The organism is Streptomyces sp. NPDC044061 (assembly GCF_056434305.1).
Map to the genome: position 1 here is coordinate 207337 of NZ_JBWKFL010000015.1, position 23414 is coordinate 230750.

The following is a 23414-nucleotide window of genomic DNA, read 5'->3' on the forward strand; positions in this document are numbered from 1 at the left end:
GCGTGATCGATATCAACGAGTCCGTGATGCAGTTCCTTCTGGCGTTCGTCGTCGGCGGCCCGCTCCTCGGCGCCGTCGCCGCCCTCCTCCCGGCCCCGCCCGGACTGAAGGGGAAGTCGCCCGGGCAGGCCGTGCTGCGGCACGGCGTGACCGTGACCGGCGTGATCCTCGTCGCCGCGATCGTCCTCGCGCTCGGCTTCGACCACGACCATCCGTCGAAGATGCAGGCCACGACCGACATCAGCTGGATCCCGGCACTCGACGTGCGGATCCACCTCGGCATCGACGGCATCTCCCTCCCCCTTCTGGTCCTGACCGCGCTGCTGACCTTCCTCTGCGCGCTCTACTCGTACTTCAAGCCGCCCACGGGCCCGTCCCCCAAGGGCTTCGTCGCGCTGCTGCTCCTGCTCGAGTCCGGCACCCTCGCGACCTTCGCCGTCCTCGACCTGCTGCTGTTCTTCCTCGCGTTCGAGACGGTGCTCATCCCGATGTACTTCCTCATCGCCCGCTGGGGCGGCGAGGGCCGGACCCGGGCCGCGTGGAAGTTCATCCTGTTCACCCTGCTCGGCTCCGTCGTCATGCTGCTCGGCCTGCTCCTGATCGGGATCAAGGCGGGCACGTTCGACATGGTGGCACTCGCCACTGACAACGGCCGTTCGCTGACCACGTCCGTGCAGGTCATCGCCGTTCTGGCGATCGGTGTCGGGCTCGCGGTCAAGACGCCGATGTGGCCGCTGCACAGCTGGCTGCCCGACGCCCACACCGCGGCCCCGACCGTCGGCTCGGTCCTGCTGGCCGGCGTCCTGCTGAAGATGGGTACGTACGGGTTCGTTCGAATCCTGCTGCCGGTGGCGCCGGAGGGCTTCCAGACCTTCGCGCCCTACCTCGCCGCGTTCGCCGTGGTCGGGATCATCTACGGGTCCCTGGCCTGCCTGGCCCTGGCCAAGCAGGGCGCGAAGGGCGACCTGAAGCGCCTCATCGCCTACTCCTCCGTCGGTCACATGGGCTTCGTCCTGCTGGGCATCGCCACCATGACCCCGACCGGCGTGAACGGCGCCCTGTTCGCCAACATCGCCCACGGCCTCATCACCGGCCTGCTGTTCTTCCTGGTCGGCGCCGTGAAGGACCGGACGGGCAGCACCGATCTGGACACCCTCGCCGAGGAGTCGGGCGCCGCCCTGTACGGCAAGGCCCCGCGCCTCGGCGGGCTGCTCGCCTTCGGCGCCGTGGCCTCCCTCGGGCTGCCCGGACTCGCCGGGTTCTGGGGCGAGATGCTGGCCCTGTTCGGCGCGTTCAACCCCGCCGCCGACCTCAGCCGGCCCGCGTTCCTCACCTTCATGGCGATCGGCGCGTTCGGCACCCTGCTGACAGCCGCGTACATGCTCGTCGTGGTCCGCCGGGTCTGCATGGGCGACGTGCGGCAGGAGGTCCCGAAGCTCGCAGACGTGCACGGCTACGAGTTCGCGGCCTGGACCCCGCTCGTCGCCCTCACCGTCCTCGCCGGGCTGTGGCCGAGGGTCCTGCTCGGCCTGACAGACCCGGCCGTGCAGCAGCTCCTCGCAGGAGGCACCCGATGAGCGCCCTGGCCCAGCCGCTGGCCCAGTCAGCGGTCCAGTCCGTCGACTGGCTCGCGATCGCCCCGCCCACCATCGCCGCGGTGGTCGCGCTCGCGGTGCTCGTCGCCGACCTGTTCGTGCCGGAGGCGCGCAAGCCGCTGCTCGGCTGGGTCTCCGTCGCGGGCCTGGCCGCCGCCGCGCTGATGCTGCTGCCGCTCCTGGACGGCGACCGCAGCACCTTCTGCCTGACCGGGCAGGCGAACGTGTGCAGCTACACCGCCGACCACTTCACGCTCGTCATCCAGTTCCTCGTCCTCGGCGGCGCCCTGCTCGCGGCCCTGCTGTCGGTCACCAACCTGGACGACGACCGCCGGCGCGTCCCGCCAGGGGAGTTCTGGTTCCTGCTGCTGTCCTCGGCCGCCGGCGCCGCCCTGCTGCCCGCCTCCCGCGACCTGGCCACCCTGATCGTCGCCCTGGAGGTCGCCTCCCTGCCCGCCTTCGCCCTCGTGGGCATCCGGCACGGCGACAAGCGGTCCTCCGAGGCCGCCCTGAAGTTCTTCCTGTCCTCGGTCACCGCCACCGCGGTCAGCCTGATGGGCATCAGCTTCGTCTACGCCTCCACCGGCACCCTCTACCTCACCCAGGTCGCGCAGCGGATCCAGCACGTCGACGGGCAGCTCGACACCCTCGCCCAGACCGGTGTCGTCCTCACCCTGGTCGGCTTCGCCTTCAAGACCGCCGCCGTACCGTTCCACTTCTGGGTGCCCGACACCTACGTGGGCGCGCCGCTGCCCATCGCCGCCTACCTGTCGGTCGTCGGCAAGGCGGTCGGCTTCTCCGGCCTGATCCTCGTCACCGTCGTCGCCCTCCCGTCGTACGCCGACGCCTGGGGGCCCGCGCTCGCCGCCCTGGCCGCGCTCACCATGACCGTCGGCAACGTCGGCGCCCTGCGCCAGCAGGCCACGCGCGCGTACAGCGCCGTACGGCTGCTCGCCTGGTCCTCCGTCGGCCAGGCCGGCTACCTGCTGGTGCCCATCGCCGCCGCCGGATACGTCAAGGACCCCCAGAAGGCGATCGGTTCGACGGTCGCGTACGCCCTCATGTACGCCGCCGTGAACCTCGGCGCCTTCGCGGTGGCGGCCGTGGTGGGCCGTACGAAGTCGCTCAACCGGATCAGCGACTACCGCGGCCTGTACGCCACCAACCCCGTCACGGCCCTGCTCCTGGCCTTCTTCCTGCTGTGTCTCGCCGGGCTGCCGCCCGGCGTCATCGGCCTGTTCGCCAAGGTCACCGTGTTCTCCGCGGCCGTCGACGCGGGCCTGGGCTGGCTCGCCGTGGTCATGGCCGTCAACGTGGTGATCGCCCTCTTCTACTACCTGCAGTGGACGGCCCTGCTGTTCCGCGCCCCCGAGGGCGAACCCGCCCGGCACCGGGTCCCGGCCCCCCTCACCGCCGCGCTCGCCCTCACCGGCGTCCTCGCCGTCGCCCTGTCCGGCGTACCCCAACTGGTCCTGCGCTTCGCCGCCACCGGACTGTTCTGAGGACTCGCCACGCGCGCGTGGGGCACCCGTGCTCCCGCGCGCACGGAGAGTCGTATGAGCACGTCACCCGTACGGCCGACGCGTGCCCGGGCGCACACCAGGGAACTCGGGGCCGCCGCCTGGCGTTGACCAGAGCGGGAGGGTCCACTGGACCAAAGGGTTCCCCCGCTGCACGACTTGGAGGGCGTACCGTGCACCGCCGGCACAACGGGCTAAGGACCGCAGTACTCCTCGGGGGACTGTCCGCACTCATCATCGTCATCGGCAGCTTCTTCGGCCGGACGGGACTGATCGTGGCGGTCCTGATCGCGCTGGCCACGAACGCGTACGCGTACTGGAACAGCGACAAGCTCGCCCTCCGCGCGATGCGCGCCCGCCCGGTGAGCGAGTTCGAGGCCCCCGCGCTGTACCGGATGGTCCGCGAGCTGTCGACGCAGGCCCGCCAGCCCATGCCCCGCCTGTACATCTCCCCGACAGAGGCGCCCAACGCCTTCGCGACCGGCCGCAACCCGCGCAACGCGGCCGTGTGCTGCACCGAGGGCATCCTGCGCCTGCTCGACGAGCGCGAGCTGCGCGGCGTCATCGGCCACGAGCTGAGCCACGTCTACAACCGCGACATCCTCATCTCCTCCGTGGCCGGCGCCCTCGCCTCGGTGATCATGTTCCTGGTCAACTTCGCCTGGCTGATCCCCGTCGGCCGCTCGGACGACGACGACGGTCCCGGCCTGCTCGGCATGCTGCTGATCATGATCCTGGGCCCGATCGCCGCCACCCTCATCCAGCTGGCCATCAGCCGCTCCAGGGAGTACGAGGCCGACGCCTCCGGCGCCCAGCTCACCGGCGACCCGCTGGCCCTCGCCGGCGCGCTGCGCAAGCTGGAGATCGGCACACAGCAGCTGCCCCTGCCCCCCGAGCCCCGGATCGAGACCGCGAGTCACATGATGATCGCGAACCCCTTCCGCCCCGGTCAGGGGCTGTCCAAGATGTTCTCCACACACCCGCCGATGGCGGAGCGCATCGCCCGGCTCGAGAGGATGGCAGGTCGTCACCAGTGAAGATCATCCTGAACATCATCTGGCTCGTCCTGAGCGGCTTCTGGCTGTTCCTCGCCTATCTGCTCGCGGGCGTCCTGCTCTGCGTCACGATCATCGGCATCCCCTTCGGGATCGCCGCCTTCCGCATCGGCGTCTACGCCCTGTGGCCCTTCGGGTACACCACCGTGGAGCGCAGGGACGCGGGCGCACCCTCCTGCGTCGGCAACGTGCTGTGGCTGGTCCTGGCCGGCTGGTGGCTCGCCCTCGCCCACATCACCACCGGCATCGCGCTGTGCCTGACGATCATCGGCATCCCGTTCGGCATCGCCAACTTCAAGCTGATCCCCGTCTCCCTGCTGCCGCTGGGCCGCGAGATCGTCCGCACGGACGAACCGTTCGCCGCCCGCTGACCTACCGTCACGGAGCCCCGTCGGCCCCGGCTCCGTCCGGGGAGCGCCCCGTCCACCGGCGCCGTACGCCGTAGGCCGCCACACCCACCGCGAGCACCCCCGCTCCCACGGCGACCGAGACCACCGGCAGGGCGAACGCCAGCGTGGCGCAGCCCAGCAGCCCCACCGCCGGCAGCACCCGTGCCGAAAGGGCCGGGCTCAGCGTCCAGGCGGAGGCGTTGGCCACGGCGTAGTAGGCCAGCACGCCGAACGAGGAGAAGCCGATCGCGCCGCGCACGTCCACCGTCGCGGCCAGCACGGCGACCACCGCGCCCACGGCCAGCTCCGCCCGGTGCGGGACCTGGTAGCGCGGATGCACGGCGGCCAGCGCCCCGGGCAGATGGCGGTCGCGGGCCATGGCGAGCGTCGTCCGGGACACACCGAGGATCAGCGCGAGCAGCGACCCGAGCGCGGCCACCGCGGCCCCCACCCGCACCACGGGCGCGAGACCCGGCACCCCGGCCGCCCGCACCGCGTCGGCCAGCGGCGCCGCCGCGTGCCCCAGCCGGTCGGCACCGAGCACGCTCAGCACGGCCACAGCCACGGCCACGTAGACGACCAGGGCGATGCCGAGGGCCAGCGGGACGGCCCGGGGAATGGTGCGCGCGGGATCGCGCACCTCCTCGCCCAGGGTCGCGATCCGGGCGTACCCCGCGAACGCGAAGAACAGCAGACCGGCCGCCTGGAGCACCCCGCCCACACCCGACGACACCCCGATGCCGAGCCGCCCCGCGTCGGCCTCCGCGGAGGTCAGGCACACGAACACGACGGCCGCGAGGACGGCCAGCACGACGGCCACGATCACCCGTGTCAGCCAAGCCGACTTCTGGATGCCGCCGTAGTTCACGGCGGTCAGGGCCACCACGGCGGCCACCGCCACCGCGTGCGCCTGCCCCGGCCACACGTACGCCCCCACGGTGAGCGCCATGGCCGCGCAGGAGGCCGTCTTGCCGACGACGAAGGCCCAGCCGGCGAGGTAGCCCCAGAACGCGCCCAGGCGTTCCCTGCCGTACACGTACGTCCCGCCCGACGCCGGATAGAGGGCGGCCAGGCGGGCCGAGGACATGGCGTTGCAATATGCGACCACGGCCGCGACGGCCAGCCCGAGCAGCAGTCCCGGCCCGGCGGCCCGCGCGGCCGGGCCGAGGGCGGAGAAGACGCCGGCCCCGATCATCGAGCCGAGGCCCACGACCACGGCGTCCCGCACGCCCAGGGTGCGTCGCAACTCGGTGCCGGAAGGTGTCATGCCGCGCACCCTACTGATCGCCGCAACCGCGCGGTGGACCCGTGACGTCCTCTTCATCGACACGGCACGAACACGCGCGGACAGCCGATCCTCACCGGATTCTCAGAACCCGGACAGTGCGGGCACAGCGCGGAAGGGCAGGTTCACGGCATGAGCATCATCGGTTGGATCATCCTGGGGCTTCTGGCCGGAGCCATCGCCAAGGTCCTGCTGCCGGGCCGCGACCCGGGCGGCTTCATCGGTACGACCCTCATCGGCATCGCGGGCGCGTTCATCGGTGGCTGGATCTCGGCCCGCTGGCTGGACCACCCGGTCACCAAGCACTTCTACGACGGCGCGACCTGGGCCGCCGCGATCGGCGGCTCGCTGGTCCTGCTGATCGTCTACCGCCTCTTGTTCGGCAACTCGCGCGACTGAGACGCGGACGACCGAAGGGTGGGCACCGACGGGTGCCCACCCTCGGGGGTCCATTTCCTACCGGGTCCTGCCGGTGTCCTACCGGTAGTTGACGAACTGCAGCGCGAAGTCGAAGTCCTTGCCCTTCAGCAGGGTGATCACGGCCTGCAGGTCGTCGCGGCTCTTGGAGCTGACCCGCAGCTCGTCACCCTGGACCTGGGCCTTCACGCCCTTGGGGCCCTCGTCGCGGATGATCTTCGCCACCTTCTTCGCGTTCTCCTGTGAGATGCCCTCCTCGATCGACGCGAAGACCTTGTACTCCTTGCCGGACAGCTGGGGCTCGCCCGCGTCCAGCGCCTTGAGGGAGATGCCGCGCTTGATCAGCTTGGACTGGAAGACGTCGAGGACAGCCTTCACCCGGTCCTCGGAGTTCGCCTCCATGAGGATCTTGTCACCGGACCACGAGATCGAGGCACCCACACCCTTGAAGTCGTAGCGCTGCGAGATCTCCTTGGCGGCCTGGTTGAGGGCGTTGTCGACCTCCTGCCGCTCGACCTTCGAGACGATGTCGAAACTGGAGTCGGCCATGTCCTGTGGCTCCTTGTATCGGGGTGCGTGTCGGGTGCGTGCCGGCGTGCGTGGCGGCGGCCGCCGAGCCCGGCATGGTGTCGGGCCGCATCCGCACCAGCCTAGCCACCCCGCGTCCCGGGAGGCGCAGATCAATCGGGTGGCGAAGCACCCCTCCGTATCGGGTATTGTTTACGTCGTTGCCAGGGAGCACCGCCGAAGAGCGGTTCGAACGGCAGCATCCCCGGCGGTGTGCCCGAGCGGCCAAAGGGAGCAGACTGTAAATCTGCCGGCTCAGCCTTCCCAGGTTCGAATCCTGGCGCCGCCACACTGGGGTAGACCCCCTCCGATCTGCGGAAACGTAGAGCGGAGGGGGTCTTCTTGTATGCGAACGCACTCCTTCGAACGGCAATCGAAAAATACCCCGGCCCGGTGTCGAAATGACGCCGGGCCCGACTGCCTGTCCTGCCGGGCACCGCCGCACGAGAATCGGCCGGTGCGGTCTCTTCGTTTTCCAGGGGACTGCGGGCACTGCGGTCGCTTCCGAACTCCGACCGGTGCCGAGGTGGTTCGGGCGGGAGGCGGGCACACTGACGGCATGGCCTCCCGTCGTAGAACCTGTCCCGTGTGCCGTCGCGAGATCGCCGTCGTCGCGGGGCGCTTCGCTCGGCACGATCCGCCCGGGGTGCGGGAGAGCGCGGAACTCGTCTCCTGCTCCGGGTCGCGGCTGCAGGCCCAACTCGGTGCGGCCCAGCCGGCGTTGGACGGGTACGCCGTGCCGGACTTTCCCGGGCAGTTGCCTCTCTTCTGACGGGTGAACGGGGGGCGGCCCGCCTCAGTTCCCCGCGACCGACTTCACGGCGACCGAGACCGGCGTCGACCCGCCGATCAGCTCCAGCGTCAGGCCGGCCGTCGCCGAGGTGTCCACCAGCTCCGCCAGTACGGCCGCCACGTCGTCCCTGGGGATCGGGCCGCGCCCGGTGCGGGCCTCCAGGCGGACCAGGCCGGTGCCCGCGTCGTTCGTCAGCGCGCCGGGCCGCAGGATCGTCCAGTCCAGGGCTTCCTGACGGCTGACGTGTGCGTCCGCCTCGCCCTTGGCGCGCAGGTACACGTCGAAGACGTCGTCGCCCTGGTGCGCGGGGTTCGCGCCCATGGAGGAGACCACCACGAAACGGCGCACGCCCGCGCGAACGGCCGCGTCGGCGAACAGCACCGCCGCACCCTTGTCCACCGTGTCCTTGCGGGCCGTGCCGCTGCCCGGGCCGGCGCCGGCCGCGAAGACCGCCGCGTCCGCGCCCTGCAGATGCGTCGCGACCTCCTCCAGCGAGGCGGACTCCAGGTCGAGCAGGACCGGTTCGGCACCGGCCTCCCGCAGATCGTCGCCCTGTTCGGCCTTACGGATGATCCCCGCGACCTCGTCCCCACGCGCGGAGAGCAGCCGCTCCAGCCGCAGCGCGATCTGACCATGACCACCAGCGATGACAATGCGCATGATTCCGACCGTACGCCCGAAGAAGCGCATCCGCCGCACGAGTTAACACCGGGTCGCGGCGCGGCTCCGGGCGCCTCGGCGCACGATCGAAGGCGCACAGAGCACGGGCTCCGGCGTGCGTGGCGGACGGCAGCCATCGCCTCGGACGCCGGCCACCGCGTCGGGCGGCAGCCATCGGCCCGCAACGGGTCCTACGCCCCAGGAGGCCGCTGCGCCCCGAACTGCGGTGGCCTGCGCCCCGATACCAGCCACCACCCCGGACTGCGGCCTGCGCCCCCGGACGCCAACCACCGCGCCGGACGCCGGCCACCACCCTGCATGCGGCGCACCACCTCGGACGCCACTGGGCACCCCCACCCCGCCGCCCCCCTCACGACAACTCCTTGCGCCCCTGTCGCGGCAGCCCCAGTTCTGCTGCGGCCGCCGAGCTGCAGTACTCGCGGACCGCGCTCGTGCGGGCCACGACCCGGCCCCGGTGGATCACGATCCGGCTGTAGGCGAGGGAGAGGGCACCGGAGAGGCGGTCGCCCCGTACGGCCAGCAGTTCGGCGGGGAAACCCGCCTCCACGCGGACCTCGGGCAGCCCCAGGGCCGTGCGGGCCGAGCCGCTGACCGTCTCGTAGGCCTCCTCGGGGCGCAGGCCGTGGGCGGAGGCGAGGAGGTAGGCGGCCTCCAGGGGGTCGCCGCGGCCGACGGGGTTCGCGACGTCCCGGAGGGCGCCGCTGCCGGCCGCCACCCGCACCCCGGCCGCGCGCAGCAGCCGTACCGGCGCCGTGCCCCGCCGGTCCGCGCCCGCGCAGCCGCCCTGGGGCAGGCACACCACCGTCACACCGGCCGCCGCGAGCTGGTCGGCGAGCCGGGCGGCGGCCTCGGTGGGCAGGCGCGCGAGACCGGCGCACGGGCCGACCGTCACGCCGGGGCGCAGACCACCCGCCATGGCCGCGAGCCGGGACAGCCGGGCCGGGTCGGCGGCGTCCGTGTGCAGGTCCACCGGGCAGCCGTGCTCCGAGGCCACCTCCAGCACGGCCTCCACATAGCCCGTCGGATCCGGGTCGAGGTCGGGGCAGCCGCCCACCACGGCGGCGCCCATCTTCACCGCGTCCCGCAGCATCGCGAGACCGTCGGCCCCGGCCGCCCCGGTCAGCAGGCGCGGCATCGCCACCGTGGTCAGCTCCGCGAGCCCCCGCAGGGAGCGCCGTGCCTGCAGTACGGCGCCGAGCGCGCCCAGACCCTGGACGTCGCCCACGCGCACGTGCGCGCGTACGGCCGTCGCGCCGTGGCCGAGCTGGAGCAGCGCCGCCTCCGTGGCCCGGCGCTGGACGTCCTCGGGTGTGTACGAGACCGGTCCGGGGTGTTCGGCGGACAGTGCGGTGTCGCTGTGGGCGTGCGGTTCGGCCGGGGCCGGGAGGAGCAGGTAGCCGCCGAGGTCCACGCGGGCCGCGGACGTCCGTGCCGGGCCGGGGGTGAGGCTCCCGGCCGTGCCGACCGCCTCGATGCGCCCGCCGCCCAGCCGCACGTCCACGCTCCGGCCGTCGCTGAGCCGCGCCCCGCACAGCAGCAGGGCGGCCGGCCCGGACTGTCCGGAGGGCCCGGACGGGTTCGACGGCGGTTGCGGCTGGCTGTCGGGCATCGGACTCCAGGGGTCGGCCGGGGGCTCGGGGCAGGCCGCGTGAGGGCTCGGGGCCACGACGGGCTGAAGATCACGCAGAGTGAGTCGAGCCTAGGGTGGCGAGGCGGGCACGGCGCGGAGGAGCGCAATAGTCGTACCGGCGTGGTCCGCCCATGGTGGTGCGCGCCGAGCCCTCCCGTATGACCTGCCCTCACGCGCGCGTGGCCGTGCGGCACGCGGCCTGCGAGGCCCTTGGGAGCCCCGGGACGGGGTGTGCGGAGGGCGGCCGGATACGGATTTGGGTGAACGGCGGCGGACCGTGTAATGTCTTCATCGCTCGCCCCAATAGCTCAGTCGGCAGAGCGTCTCCATGGTAAGGAGAAGGTCAACGGTTCGATTCCGTTTTGGGGCTCTGGTGTGAGAGGTTCCCGTCGCGAGGCGGGGCTGATCTCATCAAAGCGGTGTAGCTCAGTCGGTAGAGCAAGCGGCTCATAATCGCTGTGTCACCGGTTCAAGTCCGGTCACCGCTACTGACAGTAGCCGATTGCGGGGTCGGTCCTTCGATCGGCTACTCTTTTCTGCGTTAATTCAGTCAATCCGTTCGTCAAGGAGCACTCACGTGGCTGCCACCGACGTCCGCCCGAAGATCACGCTGGCCTGCGTGGAGTGCAAGGAGCGGAACTACATCACCAAGAAGAACCGGCGTAACAACCCGGACCGTCTTGAGATGAAGAAGCACTGCCCGCGTTGCAACGCGCACACCGCGCACCGCGAGACGCGATAAATCAGGCTCGTACGTGAGGCCGTCCCCGCAGTTCGGGGGCGGCCTCACGTCGTTTCACACGCTGCCGAGAGCAGACACGCTGCTGAGACCAGGAGGTGCCGGGCCATGGCGCTCGACCAGTCCTTCGTGGGGCGGAGCTACCCGCCCACCGCGCCCTACGAGGTGGGCCGGGAGAAGATCCGCGAGTTCGCCGAGGCGATCGGGGAGAACAATCCCGTGTACACGGACCCGGAGGCCGCCAAGGCGTTCGGTCACGCCGATGTGATCGCCCCGCCGACCTTCGTGTTCTCCATCACCTTCCGGGCCGCCGGACAGGTCGTCGAGGACCCGCAGCTCGGTCTCGACTACAGCCGTGTGGTGCACGGCGACCAGAAGTTCGCCTACAGCCGCCCGGTGCGCGCCGGCGACCGGCTCTCGGTCACCTCCACCATCGAGGGAATCAAGTCCCTCGCGGGCAACGACGTCCTGGACATCCGTGGCGAGGTGCACGACGAGGCGGGCGAGCACGTGGTGACCGCCTGGACCAAGCTCGTGGCCCGTGCGGCCGAGGAGGCGTGAGGTGACGATGGCGGCGAAGATCGCGTACGACGACGTCGAGGTCGGCACCGAACTGCCGGCGCAGACCTTCTCCGTGACCCGCGCCACGCTGGTGCGGTACGCGGGTGCCTCCGGGGACTTCAACCCGATCCACTGGAACGAGAAGTTCGCCAAGGAGGTGGGCCTGCCGGACGTCATCGCGCACGGCATGTTCACCATGGCCGAGGCGGTCCGCGTGGTCACCGACTGGACCGGTGACCCGGGCGCGGTCGTGGAGTACGGCGTCCGCTTCACCAAGCCGATCGTCGTGCCCAACGACGACGAGGGCGCGGTGATCGAGGTCAGCGGCAAGGTCGCGGCCAAGCTCGACGACAACACCGTGCGGGTGGACCTGACCGCGATGAGCGGCGGCCAGAAGGTGCTGGGCATGTCCCGGGCGGTCGTCCGCCTGGCCTGACAGAGGCTCATGGGTAAGGGGCGCCGACCCAGGGGTGGCGCCCCTTACCCATGCGCTCGACCTGGGCGTTGTGCGCCCTCACCCGTGCTCTCCATCCGTCGCTTGACTAGTTAGTGATTGAGTACTAACTTTCTCGCATGGTCAGGATGAGCGCAGAGGAGCGGCGCGAGAGCGTCATCCGTGCGGCGATCGCGGAGTTCGCGCGGAAGGGCTACTACGGCACCTCGACGGAGGCGATCGCCAAGCGCGTGGGTGTCTCGCAGCCCTATCTCTTCCGGCTCTTCCCGGGCAAGAAGGCGATCTTCGCCGCCGCGTCGCTGCGGTGCGTGGAGGACACCTGCCGGGTCTTCGAGGAGGCGGCCGAGGAGCTGAAGGGCGAGGAGGCCCTGCACGCCATGGCGAACGCCTACGTGCGGCTGATCACGGAGCACCCCGAGAAGCTGCAGATGCAGATGCAGACGTACATCACGGTCGCCGCCGCCGAGGCGGAGGGCGACCACGAGTTCGGTGAGGCCGTGCGGGCCGGCTGGATGAAGCTCTGGGACATCGTGCATCTGCCGCTGGGGGCGGACGACAACGAGACCACGACCTTCCTGGCGTACGGAATGCTGATCAACGCCCTCACGGCCATGGGGTTTCCGCCCCGGCACCGGGTCTGGCAGGGGATGTACCCCTCGGCCCGACTCACCGGGCGGCTGGAGAAGTAGGGCAAGGAAGGGCGGCAGCGGGCAAAACCCCTGCGCCTTTTCATGCCCGCAAAAGTTAGTCATCAATAACTAATCAACGGCAGTGATCACCCTCTGGGGGAGCGATGTCAGAACAGACAGCACGTCGCGGGGGCGCCGCCTGGGCCCTCGTCATCACCAGCGTCGCCGGTTTCATGGCGGCCCTCGACAACCTCGTCGTCACCACCGCCCTGCCCTCGCTGCGCAAGGACCTCGGCGGCGCGCTGGACGACCTCGAGTGGACCGTGAGCGCCTACACGCTCACCTTCGCCGTGCTGCTGATGTTCGGCGCCGCGCTCGGCGACCGCTTCGGGCGCCGCCGGCTCTTCCTCGCCGGACTCGCCGTCTTCACCGGCGCCTCCGCCGCCGCGGCCATGGCCCCCGGCATCGGTTCCCTGATCGCCGCCCGCGCGGTCCAGGGCGTCGGCGCGGCCGTGATGATGCCGCTCACACTCACGCTGCTGACCGCGGCGGTGCCCGCCGCCAAGCGCGGTATGGCGTACGGCATCTGGGGCGCCGTCAACGGCCTCGCCGTCGCCTCCGGGCCGCTCATCGGCGGCAGTCTGACCGAGCACATCTCCTGGCACTGGATCTTCTGGCTGAACGTCCCGCTCGGTGTGGCCCTGCTGCCGCTCGCCCGGCTGCGCCTCGCCGAATCCCACGGCACCGGCGCCCGGCTCGACCTTCCCGGCACCCTGCTGGCCAGCGGCGGACTCTTCGGCATCGTGTACGGCCTGGTCCGCGGGCCCGCCGACGGCTGGACCGACTCCCTGGTGCTGACCGCGCTGTTCGCCGGAAGCGCCCTGCTGGTGGGCTTCGTCCTCTACAGCTCCCGCGCCAAGAACCCGATGCTGCCCATGCGGCTGTTCCGCTCCCGTGCCTTCTCCGGTATCAACGCGGCCAGCCTGCTGATGTTCGTCGGGATGTTCGGCTCGATCTTCCTGCTCAGCCAGTACATGCAGGGCGTGCTCGGCTACTCGCCCACCGAGGCGGGCCTCAGGATGCTGCCGTGGACCGGCATGCCCATGCTCGTGGCGCCGATCGCCGGGATCCTCTCCGACCGCATCGGCGGCCGCCCCGTCGTCGCCACCGGCCTGTTCCTGCAGGCCATGGGTCTCGGCTACATGGCCTCCGTGGTCGCGGCGGACGTCTCCTACGCCGCCCAGCTGCCCGGCCTGATCATCAGCGGCATCGGCATGGCCCTGTACTTCGCCCCGGCCGCCAACCTGGTGATGTCCAGCGTCCGGCCACAGGAGCAGGGCATCGCCTCCGGCGCCAACAACGCCCTGCGCGAGGTGGGCGGCGCGCTCGGCATCGCGGTCATGTCGTCGATCTTCTCCGCGCAGGGCGGCTACGCGAGCGCGCAGAACTTCGTGGACGGTCTGCGGCCCGCCCTCGTCACCGGCGCGGCGGTGGTGGCCGTCGCCGGCGTGGCGGCCCTGCTCATCCCGGCCCGGCGGCGGGCGCACCAGAGCACGACCGCGTCCGAGCAGGCCCCCGCACCGGCCGTCGAAGCCCTGTCCCACTGAGCGCACGGCGAGCCGAACGAAAGGAGAACGGTCGTGCCCACCCTGCCCTGGACCGTGCCGAACAGCCCGCCGCCCGGGACCGAGGTCCATGTCTTCGCCTCCCGCTTCGAGACCCGCACCCGCTGGGGAGCCCTCCTCTTCTTCCTGCGCACTCCGGCCGTGTGGCGACAGGTCGGCAAGGCCCCCGGCGCCTACGGGGCGTCGCTCAAGGCGCAGCCCCTGCGACGGACCTTCTGGACCCTGTCGGCCTGGGAGTCGGCGGACGCGCTGCGTGCCTTCGCCCGTTCCGGAGCACACGCGCCGGCCGCCGGTGGCCTCGCCCCACAGATGCGGGACGCCAAGTTCGCCCGCTGGCGGGCATCGAGCGAAGACCTGCCGGTGAGCTGGCAGGAGGCCTTCCGGCGGCTGACCTGAGCCGGCCGAACCGAGCCGGCTGACCTGAGCCGGCCACCCTGCACCCGCACGGGCGCGTGGACCGCACGAGGTCCACGCGCCCGTGCCGTTTCCGTGTGCACCACGCGTGTCAGCATGCCGTCAGCGGGGCCTGCCACAGTGATGCATGTGAACGGCACGGGAGACCGGGCCGGGAGCAGGGAGAGGTGCCCGGAGTGGTTGATCGGGGACCGGCGAGCACGCCTCGAGGTCGGGCCCATGCGGCCCACGCAGGTTCAAATCCTGCCCTCTCCGCTCGGGACGGGAATCACGGCCGGGAGCGGCCCCCGCCCCCAGGTGCGGCAGGGCTGTCGGTCCCGTCTCGTAGTCTTGGGCCCGTGCAGGTACTCCACGACGCCCCCCTCGCCCCGCTGACCACGTTCCGGCTGGGCGGCCCCGCGGCCCGGCTGGTCACCGCCTCCACCGACGCCGAGGTGATCGACGCCGTCCGCGAGGCCGACGACAGCCGGACCCCGCTGCTGGTCGTCGGCGGCGGTTCCAACCTGGTCATCGGCGACAAGGGCTTCGACGGCACCGCCCTGCGTATCGCCACGCGCGGCGTCGAGCTGCGCGGCACCACGCTGGAGCTGGCGGCCGGCGAGGTGTGGACGGACGCCGTCGCCCGTACCGTCGAGGCCGGCCTGGCCGGGATCGAGTGCCTGGCCGGGATCCCGGGCTCCGCGGGCGCCACCCCGATCCAGAACGTGGGCGCCTACGGCCAGGAGGTCTCCTCGACGGTCACCGAGGTGATCGCCTACGACCGCCGGGCCGGCGAGACCGTCACGCTGACGAACGAGGAGTGCGCCTTCTCGTACCGGCACAGCCGCTTCAAGGCCGACCCCGAGCGCTATGTCGTACTGCGCGTCCGCTTCGAGCTGGAGGACGCGGACGGGCTGTCGGCGCCGGTCAAGTACGCCGAGGCGGCCCGCGCGCTCGGTGTGCAGGCGGGGGAGAGGGTGCCGCTCGCCGCCGCCCGCGAGACCGTCCTGAAGCTGCGTGCCGGCAAGGGCATGGTCCTGGACCCCGAGGACCACGACACCTGGTCCGCCGGGTCCTTCTTCACCAACCCGATCCTCACCGAGAAGCAGTTCGCCGCCTTCCACGCGCGCGTGCGGGAGCGGCTGGGCGAGGGCGTCGAGCCGCCCGCGTACCCGGCGGCAGAGGGCCGCACCAAGACCTCGGCGGCGTGGCTGATCGACAAGGCAGGCTTCACCAAGGGCTACGGCAGCGGGCCCGCCCGCATCTCCACCAAGCACACCCTCGCCCTCACCAACCGGGGCGGCGCCACCACCGAGGACCTGCTGGCCCTGGCCCGCGAGGTCGTCGCCGGAGTCCGCGAGGCCTTCGGGATCACGCTGGTCAACGAGCCGGTCACGGTGGGCGTGGCCCTCTAGAACCCTCGGCCCTCTAGAACCCTCGGCCCCCTAGAACCCTCGGCCCTGGCCGGGCCCTCGGCCGAGCGGCTCAGTACGCGACTCCCACCCCCTGCTTCACCGTCCGGATGTCGTCGATCATCGACAGCATCGCGTGGGCGACGTCCGCGCGCGCGATGAAGCGGCCCTTGGGCGGGAAACCGCCGACGACCGTGCGGTAACGGCCGGTGAGCGGCTTGTCCAGCAGGCGGGGCGGCCGTACGGACGTCCAGTCCGTGTTGCTGCGCGCCAGCTCGGCCTCCATCTCGCGCAGGTCGATGTAGACGTCCTTGAGCACCGCCGACACCAGGCCTCGCACCCCGCGGTCCAGGAGGCCGTCGTCCGCGGGAGCCGGTCCGACCGGTCCGGCGCTGACCACCAGCAGCCGTCGTACCCCCTCGGCCTGCATGGCTCCGAGGACCGTACGGGTCAGCCGTGCCGCCACGCCCGCGTCCTTGCGGCCGCGCGCCCCGAGACCCGAGAGGACCGCGTTTCGTCCGGCGACCGCAGCGCGCAGTTCCTCCGGGTCGGTGACGTCCGCGCGGAACACCTCCAGTGCGTCCCCCGTGACCTCCAGCCTGGCCGGATCGCGCACGACGGCGGTCACCCGGTGGCCGGCGCCGAGGGCCTGACGGACGATCTCCCGGCCGATTCCGCCGGTGGCGCCGAAGACGGTGAGCTGCATGGCGAACCCCTCCCCTGAGGTGGGTGAGCGTTTACTCACCTCGGTTGCCTTCTAGAGTGAGTAAGCACTCACCCACCCGTCAAGCCCGATTGGACGCCCATGGAGACGAAGCCGGCGCGTGTCCGCATCCTCGACGCCGCCCACGAGCTGATGCTCACCGTCGGACTCGCCCGTGCCACGACCAAGGAGATCGCCCGGGCGGCCGGCTGCTCCGAGGCTGCGCTCTACAAGTACTTCGACAGCAAGGAGGAGTTGTTCGTCCGGGTGCTCGCCGAGCGACTGCCCCGCCTCACCCCGCTGCTGAGCAGCCTCGCGGCCGAGCCGGGACAGGGCACCCTGGAGGCGAACCTCACCGAGATCGCCCGCCAGGCGGCCCTCTTCTACGAGCAGAGCTTCCCGATCGCAGCCTCCCTCTACGCCGAGACGCAGCTCAAGCGGCGGCACGACGACGTGCTGCGCAAGATCGGCTCCGGCCCGCACATACCGATCGAGGGCCTGGCCGCCTATCTGGGCGCCGAGCAGGCCGCCGGCCGCGTCCACGCCGACGCGGACACCTTCGCGGCCGCCTCGCTCCTGCTCGGCGCGTGCGCGCAGCGGGCGTTCGCGTACGACGCCACCGAGAGCGGCGAGCGCCCGCCCGTGGACGACTTCGCGCGGCGCCTCGCGCGGACACTGCTGCTGGGAATCTCCGTTGCGGACCCCACCGCATGAGCATCACGCTGAGGGCATGGCAGAGACCTCCACAAGCGCCTTCGCATGCGGCTGAGGCTGCGTGAGTTCCGGCCCCGGACAGGGCCGCACCGGCACCGTGTCGTTCAGCCCTGGGAGCCCCTGCGGCACACGTCGCTGCGCGACCCCGCACCGTACGGCGTCCTGACCGGGGACCACGACGGGCTGAACCGGCTGGCCGGCCTGTTCTCCTTCGCCGCCTCCTCGCGGCGCACCATCGTCCACGTCCCGCTGCGCCACACCGCCACGGAGCACCACGCGGGCGTCGGCGACCCGGTCGACCTGGTGCTGGTCCACCACAGCTACGGGCTACGGCCCAGCCGTTGGCCCGAGGTGCGCCGCGGACTCGGCCGGGGCACCCCGCTGACCGTCCGGACCGACGAGGCGCGCACCGCACGGGACGCTGCGGCCTGGGAGCGGCGCCGCCGGGACGCGGACTGCCGGGACGAGCTGCGGCACACCACGTACGCGCGGACGTTCTTCCTCATCGGCAGCCGTGACGTCTTCGCCGACACGGCCATGTCCTGCGCGTACGCGGCGGGCTGGGGCCCACGGCAGAAACGGATCGTGAAGGGTGGCTCAGCCCTCATGGGCTGCGTCCAGGGCTTGCAGGACGAGCCCGACCCCTGGCGCAGTCCCGAGGTGCTGATCTGCTTCCAGGCCTATCCGCCCTACGCCCAATTCAGGCGGCCGGGCGAGCCAGCCAGTCGTCCACGCCGGCCAGCAGCCGCGCCCTGACCTCCTCCGGGGCCGCCGAAGCCCGCACCGACTGCCGGGCCAGTTCCGCCAGCTCCGCGTCCGTGAAGCCGTGGTGGTGGCGGGCGATCTCGTACTGGGCCGCGAGGCGGGAGCCGAACAGCAGCGGGTCGTCCGCGCCCAGCGCCATCGGGACACCCGCCTCGAACAGCGTGCGCAGCGGTACGTCCTCCGGCTTCTCGTAGACGCCGAGCGCCACGTTCGAGGCCGGGCACACCTCACAGGTCACACCCCGGTCGGCGAGCCGCTTCAGCAGCCGTGGGTCCTCCGCCGCGCGCACCCCGTGGCCCACCCGGTGGGCGTGCAGGTCGTCCAGGCAGTCGCGCACGGACGCCGGGCCGGTCAGCTCGCCGCCGTGCGGGGCCGAGAGCAGGCCGCCGTCGCGTGCGATGGCGAAGGCCCGGTCGAAGTCCCGGGCCATGCCCCGCCGTTCGTCGTTGGACAGCCCGAAGCCCACCACACCCCGGTCGGCGTACCGCACCGCGAGCCGGGCCAGCGTGCGCGCGTCCAGGGGGTGCTTCATGCGGTTCGCGGCCACCAGCACGCGCATGCCCAGGCCGGTGTCCCGCGCGGTCGTCTCCACCGCGTCCAGGATGATCTCCAGCGCCGGAATGAGACCGCCCAGGCGGGGCGCGTACGAGGTCGGGTCCACCTGGATCTCCAGCCAGCCCGAGCCGTCCGCCAGATCCTCCTGCGCGGCCTCCCGGACCAGCCGCCGGATGTCCTCGGGTTCCCTGAGGCAGGAGCGTGCCGCGTCGTAGAGCCGCTGGAAGCGGAACCAGCCCCGCTCGTCCGTGGCCCGCAGCCTGGGCGGTTCCCCGCTGGTCAGTGCCTCAGTCAGCGTCTCGGGCAGACGCACGCCGTGCTTGTCGGCGAGTTCCAGGACGGTCCCGGGCCGCATCGAGCCGGTGAAGTGCAGGTGCAGATGGGCTTTCGGCAGCTCAGAGAGATCACGTACACGCTCCATCCCAGGATCCTGCCGTACGCCCCCGTCACCCCGGTAGCTCTTTCCCCGAACGTGGTCTTGCTCGCACATGCGAACGGGCCGCCTCCCCGGGGGGAAGCGACCCGCACGCGCGCGTAGAGCTCGGAAATCCGGATCAGTCCCGGGCCTCGGCCAGCAGCTTCTGGATCCGGCTCACGCCCTCGACGAGGTCCTCGTCGCCGAGCGCGTACGACAGCCGCAGGTAGCCCGGCGTGCCGAACGCCTCGCCCGGGACGACCGCGACCTCGGCCTCCTCCAGGATCAGCGCGGCCAGCTCGACGGTGTCCTGCGGCCGCTTGCCGCGGATCTCCTTGCCGAGCAGGGCCTTCACCGACGGGTAGGCGTAGAAGGCGCCCTCGGGCTCCGGGCAGACCACGCCGTCGATCTCGTTGAGCATCCGCACGATGGTCTTGCGGCGCCGGTCGAAGGCCTCGCGCATCTTCGCCACGGCCTCGAGGTCGCCGGAGACGGCGGCCAGGGCGGCCACCTGGGCCACGTTGGAGACGTTCGAGGTGGCGTGCGACTGCAGGTTCGTCGCGGCCTTGACGACGTCCTTCGGGCCGATGACCCAGCCCACGCGCCAGCCGGTCATGGCGTACGTCTTCGCCACACCGTTGACGACGATGCACTTGTCCCGCAGCTCGGGCAGCAGCGCGGGCAGCGACACGGAGACCGCGTCGCCGTAGACGAGGTGCTCGTAGATCTCGTCGGTGAGTACCCACAGGCCGTGCTCCACGGCCCAGCGGCCGATCGCCTCGGTCTCGGCCTCGGAGTACACGGCGCCGGTCGGGTTGGACGGGGAGACGAAGAGGACGACCTTCGTCTTCTCCGTGCGCGCCGCCTCCAGCTGCTCGACGGAGACCCGGTAGCCGGTGGTCTCGTCGGCGACGACCTCCACCGGGACACCGCCGGCCAGGCGGATCGACTCCGGGTAGGTCGTCCAGTACGGCGCCGGGACGATGACCTCGTCACCCGGGTCGAGGATCGCGGCGAACGCCTCGTAGATGGCCTGCTTGCCACCGTTGGTGACCAGGACCTGCGAGACGTCGGGCTCCCACCCGGAGTCGCGCAGGGTCTTCGCGGCGATCGCGGCCTTCAGCTCGGGCAGGCCGCCGGCCGGGGTGTAGCGGTGGTACTTCGGGTTCTTGCAGGCCTCGACGGCCGCCTCGACGATGTAGTCCGGGGTCGGGAAGTCGGGCTCACCCGCGCCGAAGCCGATCACCGGACGCCCGGCGGCCTTCAGGGCCTTGGCCTTGGCGTCCACGGCGAGGGTGGCGGACTCGGAGATCGCGCCGACTCGGGCGGAGACCCGGCGCTCGGTGGGAGGGGTTGCAGCGCTCATGGACCCATCGTTTCAGACCGGAAATGCCCCCGGCACGCGGGTTTCACAGACTGAACAGCAAGGGGTCGAGGCGTGAACAGGGGTACGAATCCGGCCTCCGGCCAGGACGATCTTCGGCCCGGGGGCTCCGGACAGGCACTTTCTGTTCGACGCCGGGCCGCGGACCACGTACACTCTCCTCTCGTTGGTCATCAGCAGCCGCTCCACAACCGGTGCACACCGAGCACCCGTCCGGATGCGGTACGTTGGGGGCACACCAAAGGGTCGTAGCTCAATTGGTAGAGCACCGGTCTCCAAAACCGGCGGTTGGGGGTTCAAGTCCCTCCGGCCCTGCTACACACACCGCCAGGATGTGTGCGCATGTACGTACAGCAATGCACCGCCGTGCGGCTCAGAAACCGGGCGCGGCACGGCCACGACCCGGGATCAGGTGAGGACGAATGACGGACGCCGTGGGCTCCATCGACACGCCTGATGCCGATGAGGTGCCCGAGTCCAAGAAGAAGGCCCGCAAGGGCGGCAAGCGCGCCAAGAAGGGCCCGCTGAAGCGCCTCGCCATCTTCTACCGCCAGATCGTCGCGGAACTCCGCAAGGTCGTCTGGCCGACGCGCAACCAGCTGACGTCGTACACCACTGTGGTGATCTTCTTCGTCGCGATCATGATCGCCCTGGTGACCGTGATTGACTATGGGCTCAACCACGCGGCCAAGTACGTCTTCGGCTGAGCCAAGAGCGAAGGGCGCCGTGGTACCGGCGCCCGTTTTCGCATGTTCCACCCCTATGTATCCAGGAAGAAGCAGCCATCGTGTCTGACCCGAACCTGAACGACGCCATCGAGCCTCGCGGGAATGCCGCCGAGACGGTGGACGACGAGCTCGACATCGTCGAGGGCGCGGACGAGCAGGACGAGTTCGAGGCTGCCGAGGCCGAACTGGGGGAGCCGGCCGAGGAGGCCGCTCTTCACGTCGAGGCTGACGAGGACGTCGAGGCTGACGAGGACGTCGAGGCCGACGGGACCGTCGCCCCGGCCGAGGAAGCCGCCGAGGAAGAGCCCGCCGAGCCCGTCGACCCGATCCAGGCCCTGCGCGAGGAACTGCGCACCCTGCCCGGCGAGTGGTACGTCATCCACACCTACGCCGGCTACGAGAACCGCGTGAAGACCAACCTGGAGCAGCGCGCCGTCTCGCTGAACGTCGAGGACTACATCTTCCAGGCCGAGGTGCCGCAGGAAGAGGTCGTCCAGATCAAGAACGGCGACCGCAAGACGATCAAGCAGAACAAGCTGCCGGGTTACGTCCTGGTCCGCATGGACCTCACCAACGAGTCCTGGGGCGTCGTCCGCAACACCCCGGGCGTCACCGGCTTCGTCGGCAACGCCTACGACCCCTACCCGCTGACCCTGGACGAGATCGTCAAGATGCTCGCCCCGGAGGCCGAGGAGAAGGCCGCTCGCGAAGCCGCCGAGGCCGAGGGCAAGCCCGCCCCGCAGCGCAAGGTCGAGGTCCAGGTGCTGGACTTCGAGGTCGGCGACTCGGTCACCGTCACCGACGGCCCGTTCGCCACGCTGCAGGCGACCATCAACGAGATCAACCCCGACTCGAAGAAGGTCAAGGGCCTGGTGGAGATCTTCGGCCGCGAGACGCCGGTCGAGCTCTCCTTCGACCAGATCCAGAAGAACTAGTTCCTTCTGGACCTCTTGCTTCCGTGCAGGTCAGGCGGGCTGCTTCAGCCCGTCTGACCTGCACGGTTTTTGGCCGCGCATCTATACCCGTTATCGTTGTGCGGTATGCCTGCGTCCGGGTGGTCCCCGGATGCCGGCAGGACCCGAATTGAAAGGACCCGGAGAGCCATGCCTCCCAAGAAGAAGAAGGTCACGGGGCTCATCAAGCTCCAGATCCAGGCCGGCGCCGCCAACCCGGCCCCGCCGGTCGGCCCCGCGCTGGGTCAGCACGGCGTCAACATCATGGAGTTCTGCAAGGCCTACAACGCCGCGACCGAGTCGCAGCGCGGTTGGGTCATCCCGGTGGAGATCACGGTCTACGAGGACCGCTCCTTCACCTTCATCACCAAGACGCCGCCGGCCGCCAAGATGATCCTCAAGGCCGCGGGCATCGAGAAGGGCTCCGGCGAGCCGCACAAGACCAAGGTCGCCAAGATCACCGAGGCGCAGGTCCGCGAGATCGCCCAGACCAAGCTGCCCGACCTCAACGCCAACGACCTGGACGCCGCCGCGAAGATCATCGCCGGTACCGCGCGTTCCATGGGCGTCACGGTCGAGGGCTGACCTCAACCCCCGTAAGCAGAAATACCCGTGGCAGGGCCTGCTCGGCCCGTACCACGACTCCTTTCAGAACACACAGGAGCAGTTGTGAGCAAGCGCAGCAAGGCTCTCCGCGCTGCGGACGCCAAGGTCGACCGGGAGAAGCTCTACGCCCCGCTCGAGGCCGTCCGTCTCGCCAAGGAGACCTCCACGACCAAGTTCGACGGCACCGTCGAGGTCGCCTTCCGCCTGGGTGTCGACCCGCGCAAGGCCGACCAGATGGTCCGTGGCACCGTGAACCTGCCGCACGGCACCGGCAAGACTGCCCGGGTCCTGGTCTTCGCGACCGGTGACCGTGCTGCGGCCGCGGAGGCCGCGGGCGCCGACATCGTCGGCTCCGACGAGCTGATCGACGAGGTGTCGAAGGGCCGCCTGGACTTCGACGCCGTCGTCGCCACCCCGGACCTCATGGGCAAGGTCGGCCGCCTCGGCCGCGTCCTCGGCCCGCGTGGTCTGATGCCGAACCCGAAGACCGGCACCGTCACCCCCGACGTGGCCAAGGCCGTCACCGACATCAAGGGCGGCAAGATCGAGTTCCGCGTCGACAAGCACTCGAACCTGCACTTCATCATCGGCAAGGTGTCGTTCGACGACACCAAGCTGGTGGAGAACTACGGCGCCGCGCTGGAGGAGATCCTCCGTCTGAAGCCGTCCGCCGCCAAGGGTCGCTACATCAAGAAGGCCGCCATCACCACCACGATGGGCCCCGGCGTTCCGGTCGACCCGAACCGCACCCGCAACCTCCTCGTCGAGGAGGACCCGGCCGCCGTCTGAGCCCCGCGCTCACCCCGGTAGCCGCGTCAGGGACGCACACGAAGGGCGGGCCCCGGA

Annotated in this window: 26 protein-coding genes, 4 tRNA genes and 1 pseudogene; 24 read left to right on the forward strand and 7 right to left on the reverse strand. The window is 71.0% G+C overall.

The features are described from left to right. Positions 1–2 precede the first annotated feature (2 nt). The 4 genes from AC07CM_RS25315 (at position 3) to AC07CM_RS25330 (ending at position 4541) form a co-directional block, all read left to right on the forward strand. Positions 3–1577, forward strand: coding sequence for an NADH-quinone oxidoreductase subunit M (locus tag AC07CM_RS25315; RefSeq protein ID WP_478878741.1), 1575 nt, complete (start codon positions 3–5; stop codon positions 1575–1577). After that, positions 1574–3097, forward strand: coding sequence for an NADH-quinone oxidoreductase subunit N (locus AC07CM_RS25320; RefSeq protein ID WP_478878742.1), 1524 nt, complete (start codon positions 1574–1576; stop codon positions 3095–3097). Before AC07CM_RS25315 ends, AC07CM_RS25320 begins: the two co-directional genes overlap by 4 nt. Positions 3098–3288: 191 nt before the next feature. After that, positions 3289–4152, forward strand: a complete 864-nt coding sequence (gene htpX / locus AC07CM_RS25325) for a zinc metalloprotease HtpX (RefSeq protein ID WP_478878743.1) — start codon at positions 3289–3291, stop codon at positions 4150–4152. Beyond that, the gene (locus AC07CM_RS25330) at positions 4149–4541 is read left to right on the forward strand and encodes a YccF domain-containing protein (protein WP_478878744.1); all 393 of its coding nucleotides are present in this window, start codon (positions 4149–4151) and stop codon (positions 4539–4541) included. Before htpX ends, AC07CM_RS25330 begins: the two co-directional genes overlap by 4 nt. Before the next feature lie 7 nt (positions 4542–4548). Here the strand turns inward: AC07CM_RS25330 and AC07CM_RS25335 are convergent, their stop codons facing one another. Beyond that, on the reverse strand, positions 4549–5826 hold the full coding sequence (locus AC07CM_RS25335) for an APC family permease (protein WP_478878745.1): 1278 nt from the start codon (positions 5824–5826) through the stop codon (positions 4549–4551). 150 nt (positions 5827–5976) lie between these two features. Here AC07CM_RS25335 and AC07CM_RS25340 point away from each other — a divergent pair, with 150 nt between their 5' ends. Beyond that, a complete protein-coding gene (locus AC07CM_RS25340) occupies positions 5977–6243 on the forward strand; it encodes a GlsB/YeaQ/YmgE family stress response membrane protein (RefSeq protein ID WP_478878746.1) in 267 nt (88 codons plus the stop codon). A gap of 78 nt (positions 6244–6321) precedes the next feature. Here AC07CM_RS25340 and AC07CM_RS25345 read toward each other — a convergent pair whose 3' ends face one another. Further along, a complete protein-coding gene (locus tag AC07CM_RS25345; protein WP_478878747.1) occupies positions 6322–6810 on the reverse strand; it encodes a YajQ family cyclic di-GMP-binding protein in 489 nt (162 codons plus the stop codon). A gap of 225 nt (positions 6811–7035) precedes the next feature. On the opposite strand from AC07CM_RS25345, the gene AC07CM_RS25350 reads away from it, so the two are divergent. Next, a tRNA-Tyr gene (locus tag AC07CM_RS25350) sits at positions 7036–7117 on the forward strand. Positions 7118–7387: 270 nt separating this feature from the next. Continuing rightward, positions 7388–7600, forward strand: a complete 213-nt coding sequence (locus AC07CM_RS25355) for a hypothetical protein (RefSeq protein ID WP_478878748.1) — start codon at positions 7388–7390, stop codon at positions 7598–7600. 24 nt (positions 7601–7624) lie between these two features. On the opposite strand, the gene AC07CM_RS25360 is transcribed toward AC07CM_RS25355, so the two are convergent. After that, the gene (locus AC07CM_RS25360) at positions 7625–8281 is read right to left on the reverse strand and encodes an SDR family oxidoreductase (RefSeq protein WP_478878749.1); all 657 of its coding nucleotides are present in this window, start codon (positions 8279–8281) and stop codon (positions 7625–7627) included. Between the two features lie 370 nt (positions 8282–8651). After that, on the reverse strand, positions 8652–9911 hold the full coding sequence (locus tag AC07CM_RS25365) for an amidohydrolase family protein (protein WP_478878750.1): 1260 nt from the start codon (positions 9909–9911) through the stop codon (positions 8652–8654). Positions 9912–10229: 318 nt separating this feature from the next. On the opposite strand from AC07CM_RS25365, the gene AC07CM_RS25370 reads away from it, so the two are divergent. The 10 genes and pseudogenes from AC07CM_RS25370 to AC07CM_RS25415 all read left to right on the forward strand — a co-directional run bounded on the left by AC07CM_RS25370 (position 10230) and on the right by AC07CM_RS25415 (position 15748). Continuing rightward, positions 10230–10302 (forward strand) — tRNA-Thr (locus AC07CM_RS25370). Positions 10303–10347: 45 nt separating this feature from the next. Further along, positions 10348–10420, forward strand: a tRNA-Met gene (locus AC07CM_RS25375). Positions 10421–10509: 89 nt separating this feature from the next. Next, the gene (gene rpmG / locus AC07CM_RS25380; RefSeq protein ID WP_003948671.1) at positions 10510–10674 is read left to right on the forward strand and encodes a 50S ribosomal protein L33; all 165 of its coding nucleotides are present in this window, start codon (positions 10510–10512) and stop codon (positions 10672–10674) included. A 105-nt stretch (positions 10675–10779) separates the two neighbouring features. Continuing rightward, a complete protein-coding gene (locus AC07CM_RS25385) occupies positions 10780–11232 on the forward strand; it encodes an FAS1-like dehydratase domain-containing protein (protein ID WP_478878751.1) in 453 nt (150 codons plus the stop codon). Between the two features lie 7 nt (positions 11233–11239). Further along, the gene (locus AC07CM_RS25390) at positions 11240–11668 is read left to right on the forward strand and encodes a MaoC family dehydratase (RefSeq protein ID WP_478878787.1); all 429 of its coding nucleotides are present in this window, start codon (positions 11240–11242) and stop codon (positions 11666–11668) included. Positions 11669–11805: 137 nt separating this feature from the next. Next, on the forward strand, positions 11806–12375 hold the full coding sequence (locus AC07CM_RS25395; RefSeq protein WP_478878752.1) for a TetR/AcrR family transcriptional regulator: 570 nt from the start codon (positions 11806–11808) through the stop codon (positions 12373–12375). A 104-nt stretch (positions 12376–12479) separates the two neighbouring features. Further along, the gene (locus AC07CM_RS25400) at positions 12480–13922 is read left to right on the forward strand and encodes a DHA2 family efflux MFS transporter permease subunit (protein ID WP_478878753.1); all 1443 of its coding nucleotides are present in this window, start codon (positions 12480–12482) and stop codon (positions 13920–13922) included. Positions 13923–13955: 33 nt separating this feature from the next. Beyond that, positions 13956–14336: a DUF3291 domain-containing protein gene (locus AC07CM_RS25405; RefSeq protein ID WP_478878754.1), complete on the forward strand. Its 381-nt coding sequence runs from the start codon at positions 13956–13958 to the stop codon at positions 14334–14336. 179 nt (positions 14337–14515) lie between these two features. Further along, positions 14516–14609, forward strand: a pseudogene (locus tag AC07CM_RS25410). An 83-nt stretch (positions 14610–14692) separates the two neighbouring features. Further along, a complete protein-coding gene (locus AC07CM_RS25415; RefSeq protein WP_478878755.1) occupies positions 14693–15748 on the forward strand; it encodes a UDP-N-acetylmuramate dehydrogenase in 1056 nt (351 codons plus the stop codon). Positions 15749–15818: 70 nt separating this feature from the next. On the opposite strand, the gene AC07CM_RS25420 is transcribed toward AC07CM_RS25415, so the two are convergent. Further along, positions 15819–16451 carry an NAD(P)-dependent oxidoreductase gene (locus tag AC07CM_RS25420; RefSeq protein ID WP_478878756.1) on the reverse strand — a complete coding sequence of 211 codons (633 nt, stop codon included), beginning with the start codon at positions 16449–16451 and terminating at the stop codon, positions 15819–15821. 99 nt (positions 16452–16550) lie between these two features. Between AC07CM_RS25420 and AC07CM_RS25425 the strand changes: the two genes are divergently transcribed. Both AC07CM_RS25425 and AC07CM_RS25430 read left to right on the forward strand, forming a co-directional pair. Beyond that, on the forward strand, positions 16551–17162 hold the full coding sequence (locus AC07CM_RS25425) for a TetR/AcrR family transcriptional regulator (RefSeq protein ID WP_478878757.1): 612 nt from the start codon (positions 16551–16553) through the stop codon (positions 17160–17162). Positions 17163–17207: 45 nt separating this feature from the next. Further along, positions 17208–17918: a hypothetical protein gene (locus tag AC07CM_RS25430; protein WP_478878758.1), complete on the forward strand. Its 711-nt coding sequence runs from the start codon at positions 17208–17210 to the stop codon at positions 17916–17918. Here the strand turns inward: AC07CM_RS25430 and AC07CM_RS25435 are convergent. Further along, complete coding sequence (locus AC07CM_RS25435) at positions 17863–18903, reverse strand: adenosine deaminase (protein WP_478878759.1); 1041 nt, start codon at positions 18901–18903, stop codon at positions 17863–17865. The genes AC07CM_RS25430 and AC07CM_RS25435 overlap by 56 nt on opposite strands. Before the next feature lie 133 nt (positions 18904–19036). Next, positions 19037–20263, reverse strand: coding sequence for a pyridoxal phosphate-dependent aminotransferase (locus AC07CM_RS25440; RefSeq protein WP_478878760.1), 1227 nt, complete (start codon positions 20261–20263; stop codon positions 19037–19039). Between the two features lie 260 nt (positions 20264–20523). Between AC07CM_RS25440 and AC07CM_RS25445 the strand changes: the two genes are divergently transcribed. From AC07CM_RS25445 to rplA, 5 genes are all read left to right on the forward strand, one after another. Beyond that, positions 20524–20596, forward strand: a tRNA-Trp gene (locus tag AC07CM_RS25445). 107 nt (positions 20597–20703) lie between these two features. Next, positions 20704–20988, forward strand: coding sequence for a preprotein translocase subunit SecE (gene secE / locus AC07CM_RS25450; RefSeq protein WP_020941654.1), 285 nt, complete (start codon positions 20704–20706; stop codon positions 20986–20988). A gap of 80 nt (positions 20989–21068) precedes the next feature. Next, positions 21069–21944, forward strand: coding sequence for a transcription termination/antitermination protein NusG (gene nusG / locus AC07CM_RS25455; RefSeq protein ID WP_478878761.1), 876 nt, complete (start codon positions 21069–21071; stop codon positions 21942–21944). A gap of 168 nt (positions 21945–22112) precedes the next feature. Continuing rightward, positions 22113–22547 (forward strand): 50S ribosomal protein L11, encoded by a 435-nt coding sequence (rplK, locus tag AC07CM_RS25460; protein WP_003998857.1) that lies wholly within the window; start codon positions 22113–22115, stop codon positions 22545–22547. Positions 22548–22631: 84 nt separating this feature from the next. Beyond that, complete coding sequence (gene rplA / locus AC07CM_RS25465; protein ID WP_478878762.1) at positions 22632–23357, forward strand: 50S ribosomal protein L1; 726 nt, start codon at positions 22632–22634, stop codon at positions 23355–23357. Positions 23358–23414: the final 57 nt, after the last annotated feature.